Below are 14,891 nucleotides of genomic sequence, written 5' to 3'. Positions count from 1 at the left end.
GGATAAGTAAGTCATAGTGCTTACAATAAGAGGCGGAACCAGGGACGAGGAGACGGTGGATGCGCTGCCCGTTTTGCGGAAATATCGATACTCAAGTCAAAGATTCACGCCCGGCAGAGGACCATGCGGCCATTCGCCGACGCCGGTTCTGCCCCGCGTGTGGGGGGCGGTTTACGACCTACGAACGTGTCCAGTTGCGTGATTTGGTGGTAATCAAAACCAACGGCAAACGCGAAGATTTCGATCGGGACAAGTTGGAGCGTTCGATCCGCATTTCGATGCAGAAACGCCCGATTGATCCGGAACGTATTGACCAGATGATTTCTGGTATCGTGCGACGTCTGGAAAGCATGGGCGAGACCGACATCCCGTCCAGCAAAATTGGCGAGATCGTCATGGAAGCTCTGGCGCGGATCGACACCGTCGCCTATGTTCGCTTTGCGAGCGTATACAAGAATTTCCAGGCGGCCGATGACTTCGAGGAGTTTGTCCACGAACTGCGCCCGCCGCAGCCTTCGACGGACGAGTGAGCGAAACAGATAAGCGATACATGGCGCTTGCCTTGTCTTTGGGGCGGCGCGGTCAAGGGACGTGCTGGCCAAACCCAGCCGTCGGTTGCGTGATCGTGCGTGACGGGCGCATTGTGGGACGCGGCTGGACCCAGCCGGGTGGTCGCCCACACGCCGAACCGCAAGCGCTGGCACAAGCCGGAGACGCGGCACGGGGTGCCACGGCCTATGTCACGCTTGAACCCTGCGCCCATCACGGCAAAACACCGCCTTGCGCCGAGGCCCTGATCGCTGCCGGTGTGGCCCGTGTTGTCGCGGCCATCGAAGACAGCGATCCGCGTGTTGCAGGACAAGGCTTTGCCATGCTGCGCGAGGCGGGGATCGAAGTGACCACCGGCGTTCTGGCCGAACAGGCAGCCCAGGATCTTGCGGGGTTCTTCTTGAAAACCGAACAGGGGCGTCCTTTCGTAACCCTGAAACTGGCTAGCAGTTTTGATGGACGCATTGCTACCGAAACGGGGCACAGCCAATGGATCACTGGCCCAAAGGCGCGGCGTGCCGTGCATGCCATGCGTGCGCGTCATGATGCGGTGATGGTCGGGGCGGGCACTGCGCGCGCCGATGACCCATCCTTGACTGTTCGGGATATAGGGGTCGACGCTCAGCCTGTGCGAATTGTGGTCTCGCGCCATTTGGACATTCCCTTGTTGGGGCAGTTGGCGCGCACGGTTGCTGAGATACCCGTATGGCTATGTCACGGCCCATCCCCGGATGCCGAGCGTGCCCGCGCGTGGGACGGGCTTGGGGCGCAACTGCTGCCTTGCGCGCTGGACGATCACCAGATCGATGCAGCGGACTTGTTGCAGCAGTTGGGTAAAGCAGGTCTGACCCGCGTATTCTGCGAGGGCGGGGCGGCATTGGCGGCGTCGCTGCTTGCTGCGGATTTGGTCGATGAATTGGTCGGGTTCACCGCCGGGCTTGCGATCGGTGCCGAAGGGTTGTCAGCCATCGGCACACTTGGGTTGGACAAGTTGGACAATGCCCCGCGTTTTGAGTTGATCGAGACCCAGGTCATCGGGCCGGACATCATGCACCGTTGGGCGCGGGCGCTGCGTTAACGACGCCAGATATGTGCATGGGTCGCGAATGCGCCTTGTAGTTTTGACAAAACTCGAAGCAGTGGACCGCCTGCGGGCGTCGCACCTTGTGACAGCCGTTCAACTGCAACTTCTACGGGCCAGGGCTCACCTGTCACAGGGTCCATATACCGGGGATAATCGATCAGCGCCGCGTGAACCAAACCTAAAACCGTTGGTCGTGCGCCCCTGCGGACAGGGACGGTTCCCAAATCGTTCGTCAGCCCCCAACCCGCATAAAAAGGCGCGCCCAGGGTGGTCACACTGACACTGCGCATCAAAGCCTCGAACCCTAGCAATGAGGTCATGGTCCAGACCTCCTGGACCTGCGACAGCAGAGCTGCCGGGTCGCAATGGGTGGCGATGACATCGGCGAGGGCTGCGGCCTCGACTGCCCCATCGCGCAAGCCCGCTTCGACATCGGGGTGCGGTTTGTAGATCAGAATGGCGTTTGGGTTTGCCTCGCGCACGGCGCGCAACAGATCAGCATTTGTGCGAACAGTGCTGGTGCCCAACTGGATTGAAGCATCGTCTTCAACCTGACCGGGGACGAGTATGCGATGCCCAACTGGCAAATCCGGTGCGCCGACCCCTGTGTTGTACTTGGTGATTTGGGCGGACCCGATTTTAGCGATCAGCCTTTCGGCACGCAATTCCTGATCTGGCCGCAGAGTTTCCCGGGCGGCAATAAACCCTTCCAGTTGGCTGGGATGCGTCGGGTCGTAATAGATCCCCTTATTGTCCGTTGCCAATGACAGGGGCGGTACAAGTTTTGCGCCCAGCCCGTGCGAGCGTAGAAAGCCATCCTCGACCCGGACGGCACTTTCCGTGCCCTTGGCTTTACTTGCCCAGACCATATGAGGTCGATCTGACTGCGCTGGTTGATCGTCGGTGAAGCGGATCGTTTTCTCGCGCCCAAACATCCGTTGCAAGTGTTTGCGTTTCCACAGGCGCATACCCGAGGCGGTCCATCCCTTGTGATCCTGCCGCCAGGCGCGGGTTCTCGCCTCAAGCGTGTCCAGAACGGTTTCCATCTCGCACAGCTGGTCCCGGTATGGATCGTACCAGGTCGGATAGAGGATCATCGCTGCAGCGAACAATTGCGCGCGCGTCAGGTTGCGTTGGCGGCGTGGCAGGTGTGCTTCATCCTGCGTCAGTCCCCAACCTGCATAGAAGGGCTGGCCAAAAACACGCGGCTTATGTCCGGCCAAAATCGCCTCGAACCCCATCTGTGAGGACAAGGTGTAAACGCCAACCGCACCTTCCAACAAAGCCCACGGGCTGACCGATGTGCTGATGACCGAGACGCGATCGGTTTGGTCAGCGGTGGAGAAATAGCCTGAACGATGCCCGGCGATGGTGTCGGGATGTGTCTTGATCAGAACTTTGGCGCCAGGATTCTCTTCCTGCGCCATGACCAGCATTTCGCGAAACCGGGCCTCATCTCCAGCGCTGGCCGTCACAGCTGCGTCGTCGCGAACTTGATCCACCACCAGTACATAGCCGGGGTCAGGGGGCGGAGCGGTCAGATCAAAGGCCGAGTATTTGCTAAGATGCAGGTCGCGCATCCGTTCAATCCCGCCCCGTGCGCGGTTCAGCAGGGCGGTGTCGTCCAAGGGATCGGTGGCCAACAGCGTTTCCAGATCCGACGCCTGAGCCGCATCGAAATGTAAGCCGGATCGATCAAGCAACAGGCCAAGAGGCGGCTCTCCGCTGCGGCCGGGATGCAAAGACCGAAGAAAGGCGTCTTCGACGCGCAGCACTGGGGGATCGTGCCGAGCCGCAACAGCAAGGCCGCGATGGGCCGTCGGGCTGTTGCCCCAAACTCCGACGGCATCACCGTCTTTGGGCAGGCCAATCCGGATGTCGTAACCGGACAGGGACAATATTCGGCGAATTCGGCGGGATGTCAGGAAACCACCATTGTAGACAAGCAGCCGGGTACGTTCAGACCCGGCTGTTGTTTCAGGCGACATCAGTTGCCTGTCAGCGTAGCGACATTGGCCAGCGGCGTAAGGCCACCAGCTATCAGGGAAATTGACTTGGTCCACTGCGCATATGGTGCTTCGGTCACATAGATAGTGTCGTCGTCGCGGATCACGAAATCCCGTGCAACGAACAGCCCGTTGGGGGCGGTCAGGTTCAACAGGTAGACCATACGCTGATCACCCTGCAGGTCCGAACGTCCCATCACCGAGCGCGCGATATCCTGACGTTCGTCACGCAGGATAAAAATCCCCGTTGGATCCGAAGACAGCGACAGCAGGCCACCGACTTGCGCCAAAGCCTCAAGCGCCGAAAGGTCCTGCGTGTCAAACGCCACGCGCGACTGGCCACCAGTAGCACCAAGGGCAATGTACGACCGGCTGTCCGCTTCGACCAGAATTCGGTCGCCGCCGCGAAGGGCTACATCCAGCTTGGAATTGCCGAAGAGGTCATCGTACCAGATGGTCCCTTTTTGGTTTCCGCGGATCAATGTCACGAGCGAAATGTCAGTACCACCTGATGCACCTGCACCAGTTGATACACCTCCGGCCTTTGACAACATGCCGGTCAACGTGCGGGTCGGGAGTTCGATTGGATAGATACCCGGCGCCGCGACGCTTCCAGACACCGCGACAGTTGCGCCATCCCCGGCGGACCGGCGGACCTCGACCTGAGGGTCTGGCGTTTGATCCTGTAGTTTTGCAGTGATCACCTGACGCAGCTGCTCGGGTGTGTTTCCAGACGCACGCACACGTCCGGCATATGGCACGAAGATGAATCCGTCGGCGTCCACCTGAACTTCACTCAGTGTGGTCGAGGATCCGACTTCACCCGACAGCAGGCCGTCATCGACGTTTTCCCAGATCGTCAATCCCAATACGTCGCCAGGGCGAACGGTATCCGCCGTTAGGCTTTGCGCGCTGGTGAAGGACGACGAGAACCCAAATTGGGGGACTTTGGATGTCGCTTGTGCGACCCTGTCATCCACCTCGACGACAAAGGCATTGCCACCATTTTCAACTGAACCCGCCAAAATCTCGGACTTGTTGGGGCCAGATTTAGGAAGCTGGCACGCGGCAAGCACGCCACATACAGCCACAAGGGCGGTCCCTCGCACCCAGCCAATTGGAAAGCACTGCACTGCCGATTATCCTCAGTCGTCTTTTGTTTGCGTCAACTTAGCTTGTTCGGGGTTCAACATCCAGCACCAACCAACCCGGCTTATTCGACGAGCTTCAACTGTGGCGTCGACGCCTCGTTGTCGGACTGAACGGACTGATAGGGATCATGCGCCTGCAACAGCATGTCGGCGGCGCGGCGCAGCAGTTGCCGTCGCCCACGCAGTGAATAAAAGCCGCCGGGTAACTGACTGGTTTTCAGAAGAAATTGCCGGTAAGCCCGATAGGCTTTGTGATCCGGTACGTCTGGATCGGCAAAGAACTGGGCAATGGGTTGCTGTGAAACAAACTCGGGTTTGTCGTAGACGGATTTCCCAAAACTGCGCAACGGGATTCCGCGCCACAGAACTTGTTGACCTGCGGTGGAATTGATCGTCACCGCCGTGTTCGCGTCATCCAGCAGCCGGGCCAGTTTGCCGCCGGGAACGTAGTGCACGCGATCCGCCACTTGATGCGCGCGGGCTATTTCGCGCGCTCTGCGGCGCAGCGGCTCGCGATGATTTTCCAGCGGATGTTCCTTCAGAACCAGAAGGTGATGGGCCGGGGCGCCTTTGGCAAAACCTGATATGACATGCTCCAAAAAGTCTGACATGCAGGTATAGTCTGAATGGGCTTGCACCGAACTGTCATGACCCAGTTGCAACAGAGCCAAGTGATAGGGTGCACCGTTTTGCCGTACGCGCATGGTGGCCCAGCGACGCCTAATCCTATGGAAAGGCATCAGCGAAAGCCGCTTGAAGTACAGGCGAGACTCTGTTGATACCGGCAATTCCCGGTGCGGCTTGAAGTTGGAGTACCTCCGGTTCAGGAACAGAACAAACCAGTGATAAAGCGCGCCGTAGAATATGTGCTGTCGCATATCCCCCCAATGGGACGGTGGCGGTGGGACCGGTGCCTCGGACTGATCAAGCGCATGTTGCATCTGGGCGACGTCCAAAGACATCAACCGTGAGTGTCCATTTGATCCGTTCCGTTCGTAGGTGACCCACCAAGGGCGCAGATACCCCTCTTCGAAGACATGGACAGTCACGCCCATTTCGCGCGCAACATCCACAGCTTTGGCATGAACTGGGCGGGTGTCGCCGTATAGAACGATATCTGTGACCGACTGTGACCGGATCAGTTCCCTAAGGGTTTCGGGCCATCGCTCGGAATTTTCCAAAAACGGGATGTAGGTGCTGCGATCAAACCAGAACGCCTGATCGCCCGCGTTAAACCCCACTCGCAGAACATCAGCCCCGGCGGCGCGCAAAGCGCGTGCCAGTGCGCTAAAGAAAGGGCCATGCGGTCCCTGCAAAAACAGGAATACACGGCGATGCGAGCGCGAGGCGAGTGGATGCATCCTGGTCTGCTCTTTATCGTTTCGTAACAAAATTATGCCTGTATACATCGATGCGGGCAAGGCAGGGCTTGCCCGCAGCGTTTCTTGGGCTTACCTCGGCGGTTACACATACGCACAGGTTATAAGCTAAGGGTGAAGCAATGTTCACAGGGATCGTCACCGATATCGGAATTGTTACCGAGTTGGACCAGCAAGGGGATCTGCGCGCTCGGATCAAAACCGGCTATGACACTGCGGGTATTGATATTGGCGCATCCATCGCCAGTGACGGTGTCTGTCTGACTGTGATTGCCCTTGGGGATGATTGGTACGATGTGCAGATCAGTGCGGAGACTGTGTCGAAAACCAATCTGAACACATGGCAAGTTGACAAACGCGTGAACCTTGAACGCGCCCTCAAGGTAGGGGACGAACTGGGTGGGCACATCGTTTCCGGCCATATCGACGGCGTGGCCGAGGTTGTTGCCCTGCAGGACGAAGGCGACAGCACCCGTGTAACGTTGCGCGCGCCCAGAGAATTGGCCCGCTTTATAGCGCCCAAGGGATCAGTTGCGTTGAATGGAACCTCGCTGACGGTCAATGACGTGGACGGTTGCGATTTTGGGATCAATTTCATCCCCCACACCAAAGAAGTGACAACCTGGGGCGATGTCTCGGTCGGTGATCAGGTGAACCTCGAGATTGACACGTTGGCGCGGTACGTCGCCCGTTTGGCCGAGATGTCCTGACCCAACGGTTTCGACGCCGCGTTTTGACGATCCGTGGCCGCAAGCGCTCTGGTATTTGAGCGCTTGGTGGTCTATCCAGCCGTCCAGACACGCTCTTGTGAAAGGCTGCCCCATGAGCTTTGAAACCCCCGGTCCCGTCGAGGCCCAGCTGCGCGACGCTATCAGCCCGATCGAAGATATCATCGAAGAGGCGCGCAAGGGCCGGATGTATATCCTGGTCGATCATGAAGATCGCGAGAACGAGGGTGATCTGGTCATCGCGGCCGAGTTTGCGGATGCCGAGGCAATCAACTTTATGGCCACCCATGGGCGCGGGTTGATCTGCCTGCCGATGACGGCAGAGCGCGTCGACGCCCTTGGCCTGCCGATGATGGCTGTGAACAACTCATCTCGTCACGAAACCGCGTTTACCGTGTCCATAGAGGCACGCGAAGGCGTGTCGACCGGTATCTCAGCAGCAGATCGCGCGCTGACCGTTGAAACGGCGATCAACGAGCAAAATACGATGGCGCACATCGCGACACCGGGTCATATCTTTCCGCTGCGCGCCAAGCGGGGCGGGGTGCTGGTGCGCGCCGGTCATACAGAGGCGGCGGTCGATATCTCTCGGCTTGCCGGGTTGAACCCCTCAGGGGTGATTTGCGAGATCATGAAGCCTGACGGCACTATGGCACGTCTGCCCGATCTGGTTGCATTTGCAAAAGAGCACGACATGAAGATCGGTACGATCAGCGATCTGATCACGTATCGCTCGCGCAACGACAATCTGGTCGTCGAAACCTCGCGCAGGACTGTGACGTCAGAATACGGCGGCGAATGGGAAATGCGTCTGTTCACGGATCAGACACATGGCATCGAACATGTCGTCATGATCAAGGGTGACATCACCACGCCCGAGCCAGTTTTGACCCGAACCCATGCACTGCATGAAGCGCCTGATGTTCTGGGCCTGGGTCCAAAATCGCCGCAGGAACTGCCGCGTGCTATGGAAAAGATCGCCGCCGAAGGACGCGGCGTGGTTTGCCTGTTTCGTGAGCCGCGCAATGCGCTTTACGCAACCGATGACGAAGGCCCGCGCACCATCAAGCAAACCGGTCTAGGGGCGCAGATCCTGTCCAAGCTGGGTATCCAGGAACTGTTGTTGCTGACCGATACACCGGAAACGAAATATCTGGGTCTTGACGCGTTTGGAATCTCCATCGTCGGAACCCGTTCCATTCTCAAGGATGATTGATCGTGGCTGAACAAGACAAACATGGCGTACTGCCAACGCCGACATTCGACAAGCCTGTGAAACTCTTGATCGTGGTGGCCCCGTTCTATCGCGCCATTGCCGACAATCTGGTTACTGGTGCCATGGCCGAGATCGAAGCCGCTGGCGGTACCTGCGAAGTTGTTGAGGTTCCGGGCGCGCTTGAAATCCCGACCGCCATCGCCATGGCAGATCGCCAGTGCAACTATGATGGCTACGTGGCGCTGGGCTGTGTCATTCGTGGCGAGACCACGCACTATGAAACGGTGTGCAACGACTCGAGCCGGGCGATCCAGTTGATGGGTCTGCAGGGTCTTCTTATTGGGAATGGCATCCTGACGGTCGAAAATGACGATCAGGCCGAAGTCCGCGCAAATCCTAAAAAGATGAATAAAGGTGGCGGCGCTGCAGCTGCGGCCTTGCATCTGATTGCACTCAGCCGTAAGTGGGGCTCTTCCAAAAAGGGCGTCGGGTTCAAGCCGCCGTCCGAGTCCATCCTTGTGGCGGGCGACAACAACGGACCCACGACAGCATGACCCAGACAGACGCGCCGAAACCGGCCAACCAGAAACGCCTGATGAAATCCGCCGCCCGGCTTTATGCCGTGCAGGCGCTGTTCCAGATGGAGCAATCGGGCCAAACGACGGAAGCAGTCGTGAACGAGTTTTTGGATCATCGGTTTGGCGCTGTCTATGAGGGTGAGGAAATGCTGGACGGCGATATCCGCGTGTTCCGCAAGTTGGTTGAAGACGCGGTGAATTATCAGGCACCGATTGACCAGATGACCGACCGCGCTTTGGTCGCCAAATGGCCTATCGCGCGCATTGACCCGACCCTGCGCGCCACCTTCCGTGCAGCCGGGGCCGAACTGACCCAAGGCGATACGCCACCAAAGGTCGTCATCACCGAGTTCGTTGATGTGGCGCGCGCGTTCTTCCCGGAAGGTAAAGAACCGAAATTCGTCAACGCAGTTTTGGATCACATGGCCCGCGAAGCACAGCCAGAGGCGTTTTAAGTAAAGCCTTAGTCCAGATGAATAAGGCGCAGCCACACAAAGCGCTGCGCCTGAAATCTACAAATACACTTGTTCAAACAAGTCTTCGGCCTCCACCACTCACAGTTTTTTCCAAAGACACCAGCATTTTATCGGAACGCATCCGGCGTGCCACCTATCGATTCCGATAGCCCGGCGGATTGATCAGGCCAAGTTGCATCGCACGGACCAGTGCGGATTCTCGGGTCGGGGCTCTCAATTTTTCGCGCGCATTCTTCAAATGGGTTCGTACCGTAACTTCCGAGAGGTTCAAAAGTTCGGCGATTCTATCGTTTCGGTGCCCAAGAGCCAAAAGGTCCAGGACCTGCAGCTCACGCGGTGTCAGGTCCGGAGTGGTTGGAGCAATACTTGTGATGTCGTACACACGACCGTGATTACTGGGAATATCCGATCCCAGATTGGTGGCCAGCACGGTTGCCAGGACACGCATTTGGCGCTGCCGTTCAGTCATTTGAGCCTGGGCGTCCGGTCGGTCCGATGACAGAACCACCAGCTTGGCCTCGTTGTTGGGGCAGGGAACCACCAGAGAGTAAAGGTGGATATATCCGGCCTTTTCCAGATCGTGATTCAGACCCAGCGCCTTGGAGGAATGGCCGTCCGCAGACCGGAGGCTTGCGGCCTGCACGTAGAGGCTTTCCTTGCCATTTTGAACCTGCGCCAGCATCGGATCCGCTTCGGCATAACCTTGGCTGTCATAGCGGTTCAGCCAACCTTTGGACATTGAACTTCGAACCCAATGAATTGCGCCAGTCTCGGGTGTGAAGCAAAGCATGTTTAGAGCGTTAAATCCGATCTCAGTCAGACGGTCTAACGTGAACTCCCACCGTTCCTGATCATCATGGCGCAATGACAGCTCTTCGAGAAGATCAAGCGTGAACAGGCTGAGGGCATTCATAGAGACTCCGAATATAGTGTCGCACCCGTTGAGGCTGCAGTTTACTCAGCACGACCATGCGCTATCATCACGGTATCAGACAAGGAGCTTTGTCGTGCCCAAACTGATCCGCCTTTACATCACGCAAGTTGCATGGGGATTTGTCATCTCGGCCCTGTTTGTCGGGGTGCTGCTGGCGCTGAACGTGGCCAACTTGCGCGGCCTGATTTTCGGATCCGAGATCGGGTTAATCGCTCTTGCAATGATCTGGTTCATGAATGGCATTGTTTTCGCCGGTGTTCAGTTCGCTTACGCGATCATGAGTATGGCGGAAAAGCCGCAGGGCCCTAGACGCGGTACACCTGTTGCGGCCAAATTCGAACCCGCCCGCGTTGCGGTGGACAAGGGCTGAGCCAACCTATTTCGGAAAATGAAGACTCACCCAGACCGGGCGAGAGATAAGTTTATGTGGCGGGACCGCCAGTCAACCGTGCGGTGTGATTCCCGAGGACCTGTATGTACAGGTGGGCGCCAGGTAATCAGGCCAGGACCTGAACAGAGCCAGCCCCCTCGGAATTGCTTAAGGCCACCAGAATGCTACCAATCACAAGAAGGGCAGAACCCGCCACGGGCCTAAGTAGGGGTTGCGGCGGGTTTGCACAAGGGGTCAGGCGTCAACAGTTTCGTGCAGCGCATTGCGCATCTTGCCCAAATGTTCGTCCCAACCGTCATCGAGTGCAAGGATCAGGCCAAATGCCTCTGCGCCTTGCGGCAGCCCTTCGTGAACCAAGCCCAGCCGGGTACCGCCCGGTACCGGGTCCAGCGTCCATTTTACGACACTAACAGCGTCTCCCATGGGTTTGATGGTAAATGTATATTCGAGATATTCGGGCGGACGGGCAGCGCGTACCTCACCCCAGATCAGAAGATCGCCACTGGATGTACCGAACATCTCAAGCTTCTGACCGGCGGCCAACGGACGCTCTGGTTTGTGAAACCACTCTGCCAAGCGGGCGGGTTCGGTCAAATAGGCCCAAACGGTTTCCGGCGTGGCCCTCAGGAAAATTTGCTTTTGCAGAACTGCATTCGTCATTTTTTATTCCTTTCAATAGCTTCCTTCAGATTATTCAGGCGATCATCCCAGAACTGGTCAAAATAGCTGAACCAGTCGAGGATGGGGGCCAATCCATTCGGCTCCAGTCGGTTTATGCGCTCGCGTCCACGCGCCTCGACGGTGATAAGGCCGCCATCGGAAAGAACGGTTAGGTGCTTTTTGACGGCTGCACGGGTCATATCGAACTGATCGGTCAGCTGAGCGATCGTCATGTCGCCGGACGCAAGGATCTGGACGATCTCCCGTCGGGTCGGGTCCGCAAGGGCACGGAACGCGTTTTGAATTTGCATCTGCATTGGTCACCTCAATAGTGATACCATTTGGTATTGCGATTTATGGGGTACCAAATGGTATCATGTCAAGAGTCTTGCAGGTGCTTGATTTTTGTTCACGAATTGTTCACATTTTAGGAATGACACTGGATTTACAGCCCGGACAAAAACTGGCCCGTGGGGTTTCGCGCCACTTGTTGGCGCATGGCTTTGTATCTGTTGAGGAATTTGTTCCCACCCGCGGTTTGCGCGTCGACGTCATGGGATTGGGCCCCAAGGGGGAACTGTGGGTGATCGAGTGCAAATCTAGCCGCGCAGATTATCTGACGGATTCCAAATGGCAGGGGTATCTGGATTGGTGCGATCGCTTTTTCTGGGCCGTCGATACCGATTTCCCAACCGATCTGTTGCCCGAGGAAACCGGGCTGATCATCGCAGATGCATATGACGCCGAAATTATCCGAATGGCACCGGAAGATAAGCTGGCACCTGCGCGGCGCAAGAAGATGATTCAGAAGTTTGCAACAGATACAGCCCGCAGATTGCAGGCATTGCGTGATCCAAGAATTTGAACTGTCAGTCTTTTACGATCCGGGCAGCTTGCACAGCGGCGAGAATTTCGTCCGCGATTTCTTCCGCTTCTTCAGGTTCGAAATCCATCGGAATTTCGACGCCGTCGGCCTCGATGAACAGGCGCACCATGCCGTGGTCGGTCGGGCCGATCTGAAGGTTTGCCTGAATGTCACGTTCGGTGTTGATGCCCATTTGCGCCTCCGGGACTGAGCGTTCCTGCTAGCGCGCAAAGGGTTGAGAATCAAGCCGCCTTTGAGGTCAGGTAAGGTATGAATGATGTTCTGATCAGACCATTCCGGCCAGATGATGCGCCCTGGTTGGTAGAACAGCACGGCCGCCTCTATCAGCGGAACGAGGGGTTTGATGACACATTCGCGCCTCTGGTTGAACAGATTCTGGCGGATTTCATGGCATCACACGATCCAACACGTGAGAAGGGCTGGATCGCGGAACGGGATGGCGTGCGCCTTGGCAGTATTTTTTGTGTCGCGCTGAACGACCACACCGCAAAATTGAGGTTGCTTCTGTTGATGCCAGAGGCCCGTGGACAGGGCTTGGGTAAACGCATGCTCAACACATGCATGGGGTTCGCCCGCGATTCCGGTTATCGTGATATGGCCTTATGGACCCATGAAAGCCATCGGGCAGCTTGTGCACTTTACAGGGCTTCCGGATGGCAATTAACCGGCAGCAAAAAGGTTCATTCCTTTGGCTGTGATCTTGTCGAACAAAGCTGGGAAATTCGTCTTTAATTCTCTTGCATTCCCTGCGCGTGTTCGGTACATCGCCCCTCACGAGTGCCGCCTTAGCTCAGTTGGTTAGAGCGCTGGATTGTGGATCCAGAGGTCGCCGGTTCGAATCCAGCAGGCGGTACCAATAAAATCAATCACTTAGCGAACTATTTCTGAACTACTAGGTAAGCCGTTTTCCTGTCTAGGCTACCTCACGCGATTATTCGTGTATTTTCCTTGTGACGCACAAAACAGGGATCATCGGGATGTCCAAACGTAGGCTGGCTCTAACTGCTCGGATACAAGTGTGAACTGCGCAGAAAAATATTTGCCCAGAAAAATACAGGCTTTGGGTTCTGGATAAATATGAATATCCGTGAGCTGGATAGGTGCCTCGCTCACATCTTGACAGGGGAACTGCTGGAAGAGATTCATCCATGAGGTATGAGCGAGGCTGTGTGCCTGAGGACGTTTAGACACGTGAAAAAGATAGGCTGAGTAATTGGGTGGGCAAACGGTCATTCTGTCTCACCCATAGCTAGGGCTGTTAAAGGTGCCCCACCTACGCCTTCATAGAGAATGACAGACTAGCGGCTCTATGGGGTATCGGTGGGGCTGCGTGCCACACTCACGGGATTGGCACCCCTCGCTATTTAGATTGAAGGGGTGGCCTGTCAAATAGGCGTGTAAGCCCCCTGAGGGTAGGAGTCCCCGACTTACACAGGTGACCGCCCACCAAAAAACATACGCGACGGATCCAAGGACAAATAAGGCAGGGGCGTCGCTCGGCGCTTTCACTTTCCTTTCACCCAGAAAAGGAAACCCCCGCCAGTGATGGCGGGGGTCCGGCGCTGGTACCGATGTCATTGGTCAGTCGTCTGTACATTCCACTGGTTCATACGTGACAACGTGATTATCGAATTCGTGATTGCCCCAAGAAAGGAGCGCCATTCCTTCTTCAGGCCGCAAGTCGATAACCGAATATCCCCCTAATGTCGAGCTTTCCCCAACACACTGGATATCGGAACCTTGCTGTCCAAATTTTGAAACGTCACATTTGAAAATCGACATCACCTTTTCTTTTTTTTCGTTACCAACTTCCCAAAGCCAAACGTCTAAAATGTTGTCTCCAACAACTTGGTAGTAATTGCCGTGTTTACTGTTTGTCTTTGTGCAGGTCATAGCAGCAACAGAACTTGCGTAAACCGACAAGGTGGCCGTAAAGAACGCTGGCGCTATCCTACTGTAATTCTTCAACTTGATAGATCCTTAGTTTAGTAGCGTTTCAGGGCTTTCGTTTGACTAAAGCAATTCAAGCAAAAAGGCATACCCAATCATCCGGGCGACTGACTGAGCAGCCCTATCTGACGGGTCCAACGTGATTGTTAGTGCATGATCGGCCTGTGTTCCATCGGGATGATGGTTTCTGGTGCCGGAGGGCGATAACCCAGTGCACTGTGTGGTCGTTTGGTGTTGTAGTGCTTCCTCCATTCTTCGATGATGATCTGCGCTTCTCTGAGCGAGTAGAAGATTTCCCCGTTCAACAGCTCGTCCCTCATGCGACCGTTGAAGCTTTCACAAAATCCGTTCTCCCAAGGCGAGCCTGGTTCGATGTATGCCGTTTTGGCTCCGACAGCTGCAATCCAGTCGCGAACCGCCAGAGCAACGAACTCAGGACCGTTATCTGAACGGATGTAGGACGGTGTGCCGCGCAGAATGAACAAATCCGTCAGAGCATCGATCACATCCGCCGAGTTTAGTTTTCGCTTTACCCTGATTGCCAAGCACTCCCGGCTGAACTCGTCGATGATGTTCAACGTCCGGAAAGGTTTCCCATCATCGGTGCGACAATGCACGAAGTCATAGCTCCAGACATGATTGCTATGTTGTCGAGCGTCAGGTCTGATACCGCACGCCTGAGCCGCTCATTTTCCTTCTGAAGCCGCCTAAGTTCCTTCAATTGGTCTACACCCATTCCGCCATATTGCTTGCGCCAGCGGTAATAGGTTTGCTCCACAACGCCGATCTGTCTGATCGCATCCAGACGCGGCATCCCTTGCCCCATCAGAACTTCAACCTGCCGCAACTTCGAGACAATTTCTTCCGGCTTCGGTCGCTTGTTTGCCATTCTTGGTCCTCCGT

The 14,891-nt window shown here is 56.5% G+C and carries 17 protein-coding genes, 1 tRNA gene and 1 pseudogene; 10 read left to right on the top strand and 9 right to left on the bottom strand.

Annotated elements, in window-relative coordinates:
* The first annotated feature begins 59 nt into the window (after positions 1-59).
* A complete protein-coding gene (gene nrdR / locus RUA4292_RS09085; protein ID WP_058274803.1) occupies positions 60-530 on the top strand; it encodes a transcriptional regulator NrdR in 471 nt (156 codons plus the stop codon).
* Positions 527-1,627 carry a bifunctional diaminohydroxyphosphoribosylaminopyrimidine deaminase/5-amino-6-(5-phosphoribosylamino)uracil reductase RibD gene (gene ribD, locus RUA4292_RS09080; RefSeq protein ID WP_082637059.1) on the top strand — a complete coding sequence of 367 codons (1,101 nt, stop codon included), beginning with the start codon at positions 527-529 and terminating at the stop codon, positions 1,625-1,627. Before nrdR ends, ribD begins: the two co-directional genes overlap by 4 nt.
* Here the strand turns inward: ribD and RUA4292_RS09075 are convergent.
* The 3 genes from RUA4292_RS09075 to RUA4292_RS09065 all read right to left on the bottom strand — a co-directional run bounded on the left by RUA4292_RS09075 (position 1,624) and on the right by RUA4292_RS09065 (position 6,151).
* A complete protein-coding gene (locus RUA4292_RS09075) occupies positions 1,624-3,621 on the bottom strand; it encodes a capsule polysaccharide biogenesis protein (RefSeq protein WP_058277319.1) in 1,998 nt (665 codons plus the stop codon). The genes ribD and RUA4292_RS09075 overlap by 4 nt on opposite strands.
* Positions 3,621-4,772 carry a polysaccharide biosynthesis/export family protein gene (locus tag RUA4292_RS09070; RefSeq protein WP_058277318.1) on the bottom strand — a complete coding sequence of 384 codons (1,152 nt, stop codon included), beginning with the start codon at positions 4,770-4,772 and terminating at the stop codon, positions 3,621-3,623. The genes RUA4292_RS09075 and RUA4292_RS09070 overlap by 1 nt, the downstream gene beginning before the upstream one ends.
* An 80-nt stretch (positions 4,773-4,852) precedes the next feature.
* Entirely contained in the window at positions 4,853-6,151 is a 1,299-nt protein-coding gene (locus RUA4292_RS09065) for a capsule polysaccharide biogenesis protein (RefSeq protein WP_058277317.1), read from the bottom strand.
* A 140-nt stretch (positions 6,152-6,291) separates the two neighbouring features.
* On the opposite strand from RUA4292_RS09065, the gene RUA4292_RS09060 reads away from it, so the two are divergent.
* The 4 genes from RUA4292_RS09060 (at position 6,292) to nusB (ending at position 9,146) form a co-directional block, all read left to right on the top strand.
* Entirely contained in the window at positions 6,292-6,879 is a 588-nt protein-coding gene (locus tag RUA4292_RS09060) for a riboflavin synthase (RefSeq protein WP_058277316.1), read from the top strand.
* Between the two features lie 112 nt (positions 6,880-6,991).
* Positions 6,992-8,113 (top strand): 3,4-dihydroxy-2-butanone-4-phosphate synthase, encoded by a 1,122-nt coding sequence (gene ribB, locus RUA4292_RS09055; RefSeq protein WP_058277315.1) that lies wholly within the window; start codon positions 6,992-6,994, stop codon positions 8,111-8,113.
* 2 nt (positions 8,114-8,115) lie between these two features.
* Entirely contained in the window at positions 8,116-8,667 is a 552-nt protein-coding gene (locus RUA4292_RS09050) for a 6,7-dimethyl-8-ribityllumazine synthase (RefSeq protein WP_058277314.1), read from the top strand.
* Complete coding sequence (nusB, locus tag RUA4292_RS09045; protein WP_058274810.1) at positions 8,664-9,146, top strand: transcription antitermination factor NusB; 483 nt, start codon at positions 8,664-8,666, stop codon at positions 9,144-9,146. Before RUA4292_RS09050 ends, nusB begins: the two co-directional genes overlap by 4 nt.
* Before the next feature lie 154 nt (positions 9,147-9,300).
* Here the strand turns inward: nusB and RUA4292_RS09040 are convergent, their stop codons facing one another.
* Entirely contained in the window at positions 9,301-10,080 is a 780-nt protein-coding gene (locus RUA4292_RS09040; RefSeq protein ID WP_058277313.1) for a helix-turn-helix transcriptional regulator, read from the bottom strand.
* A gap of 94 nt (positions 10,081-10,174) precedes the next feature.
* On the opposite strand from RUA4292_RS09040, the gene RUA4292_RS09035 reads away from it, so the two are divergent.
* The gene (locus RUA4292_RS09035) at positions 10,175-10,471 is read left to right on the top strand and encodes a hypothetical protein (protein WP_058277312.1); all 297 of its coding nucleotides are present in this window, start codon (positions 10,175-10,177) and stop codon (positions 10,469-10,471) included.
* Between the two features lie 255 nt (positions 10,472-10,726).
* Here the strand turns inward: RUA4292_RS09035 and RUA4292_RS09030 are convergent, their stop codons facing one another.
* Together RUA4292_RS09030 and RUA4292_RS09025 are read right to left on the bottom strand one after the other, a co-directional pair.
* Positions 10,727-11,152 (bottom strand): SRPBCC family protein, encoded by a 426-nt coding sequence (locus RUA4292_RS09030; protein WP_058277311.1) that lies wholly within the window; start codon positions 11,150-11,152, stop codon positions 10,727-10,729.
* On the bottom strand, positions 11,149-11,469 hold the full coding sequence (locus RUA4292_RS09025) for an ArsR/SmtB family transcription factor (RefSeq protein ID WP_058277310.1): 321 nt from the start codon (positions 11,467-11,469) through the stop codon (positions 11,149-11,151). Before RUA4292_RS09025 ends, RUA4292_RS09030 begins: the two co-directional genes overlap by 4 nt.
* Positions 11,470-11,585: 116 nt before the next feature.
* On the opposite strand from RUA4292_RS09025, the gene RUA4292_RS09020 reads away from it, so the two are divergent.
* On the top strand, positions 11,586-12,017 hold the full coding sequence (locus RUA4292_RS09020; RefSeq protein ID WP_058274815.1) for an MmcB family DNA repair protein: 432 nt from the start codon (positions 11,586-11,588) through the stop codon (positions 12,015-12,017).
* Positions 12,018-12,021: 4 nt separating this feature from the next.
* Here the strand turns inward: RUA4292_RS09020 and RUA4292_RS09015 are convergent, their stop codons facing one another.
* A complete protein-coding gene (locus RUA4292_RS09015; protein WP_058274816.1) occupies positions 12,022-12,210 on the bottom strand; it encodes a DUF6324 family protein in 189 nt (62 codons plus the stop codon).
* A 77-nt stretch (positions 12,211-12,287) separates the two neighbouring features.
* Here RUA4292_RS09015 and RUA4292_RS09010 point away from each other — a divergent pair, with 77 nt between their 5' ends.
* Together RUA4292_RS09010 and RUA4292_RS09005 are read left to right on the top strand one after the other, a co-directional pair.
* Positions 12,288-12,770: a GNAT family N-acetyltransferase gene (locus RUA4292_RS09010; RefSeq protein WP_058277309.1), complete on the top strand. Its 483-nt coding sequence runs from the start codon at positions 12,288-12,290 to the stop codon at positions 12,768-12,770.
* Positions 12,771-12,817: 47 nt separating this feature from the next.
* A tRNA-His gene (locus RUA4292_RS09005) sits at positions 12,818-12,894 on the top strand.
* 725 nt (positions 12,895-13,619) lie between these two features.
* Here the strand turns inward: RUA4292_RS09005 and RUA4292_RS09000 are convergent.
* Both RUA4292_RS09000 and RUA4292_RS08995 read right to left on the bottom strand, forming a co-directional pair.
* Complete coding sequence (locus RUA4292_RS09000) at positions 13,620-14,006, bottom strand: hypothetical protein (RefSeq protein ID WP_145974916.1); 387 nt, start codon at positions 14,004-14,006, stop codon at positions 13,620-13,622.
* Positions 14,007-14,134: 128 nt separating this feature from the next.
* Positions 14,135-14,877 (bottom strand): annotated as a pseudogene (locus RUA4292_RS08995) (IS3 family transposase).
* Positions 14,878-14,891 lie beyond the last annotated feature (14 nt).

The organism is Ruegeria atlantica, assembly GCF_001458195.1.
GTDB lineage: Bacteria > Pseudomonadota > Alphaproteobacteria > Rhodobacterales > Rhodobacteraceae > Ruegeria > Ruegeria atlantica.
Note: the sequence above shows the minus strand (reverse complement) of the source record. Positions and strands in the feature narration are given on the sequence as shown.

Excerpts from the sequence above, each read along its gene's own strand:
- nrdR (WP_058274803.1), top strand. The coding sequence starts at position 60 with ATGCGCTGCCCGTTTTGCGGAAATATCGATACTCAAGTCAAAGATTCA.
- RUA4292_RS09015 (WP_058274816.1), bottom strand. The coding sequence starts at position 12,210 with ATGGGCATCAACACCGAACGTGACATTCAGGCAAACCTTCAGATCGGC.
- ribB (WP_058277315.1), top strand. The coding sequence starts at position 6,992 with ATGAGCTTTGAAACCCCCGGTCCCGTCGAGGCCCAGCTGCGCGACGCT.
- RUA4292_RS09025 (WP_058277310.1), bottom strand. The coding sequence starts at position 11,469 with ATGCAGATGCAAATTCAAAACGCGTTCCGTGCCCTTGCGGACCCGACC.
- RUA4292_RS09020 (WP_058274815.1), top strand. The coding sequence starts at position 11,586 with ATGACACTGGATTTACAGCCCGGACAAAAACTGGCCCGTGGGGTTTCG.
- nusB (WP_058274810.1), top strand. The coding sequence starts at position 8,664 with ATGACCCAGACAGACGCGCCGAAACCGGCCAACCAGAAACGCCTGATG.
- RUA4292_RS09030 (WP_058277311.1), bottom strand. The coding sequence starts at position 11,152 with ATGACGAATGCAGTTCTGCAAAAGCAAATTTTCCTGAGGGCCACGCCG.
- RUA4292_RS09010 (WP_058277309.1), top strand. The coding sequence starts at position 12,288 with ATGAATGATGTTCTGATCAGACCATTCCGGCCAGATGATGCGCCCTGG.
- RUA4292_RS09065 (WP_058277317.1), bottom strand. The coding sequence starts at position 6,151 with ATGCATCCACTCGCCTCGCGCTCGCATCGCCGTGTATTCCTGTTTTTG.
- RUA4292_RS09075 (WP_058277319.1), bottom strand. The coding sequence starts at position 3,621 with ATGTCGCCTGAAACAACAGCCGGGTCTGAACGTACCCGGCTGCTTGTC.
- RUA4292_RS09040 (WP_058277313.1), bottom strand. The coding sequence starts at position 10,080 with ATGAATGCCCTCAGCCTGTTCACGCTTGATCTTCTCGAAGAGCTGTCA.
- RUA4292_RS09060 (WP_058277316.1), top strand. The coding sequence starts at position 6,292 with ATGTTCACAGGGATCGTCACCGATATCGGAATTGTTACCGAGTTGGAC.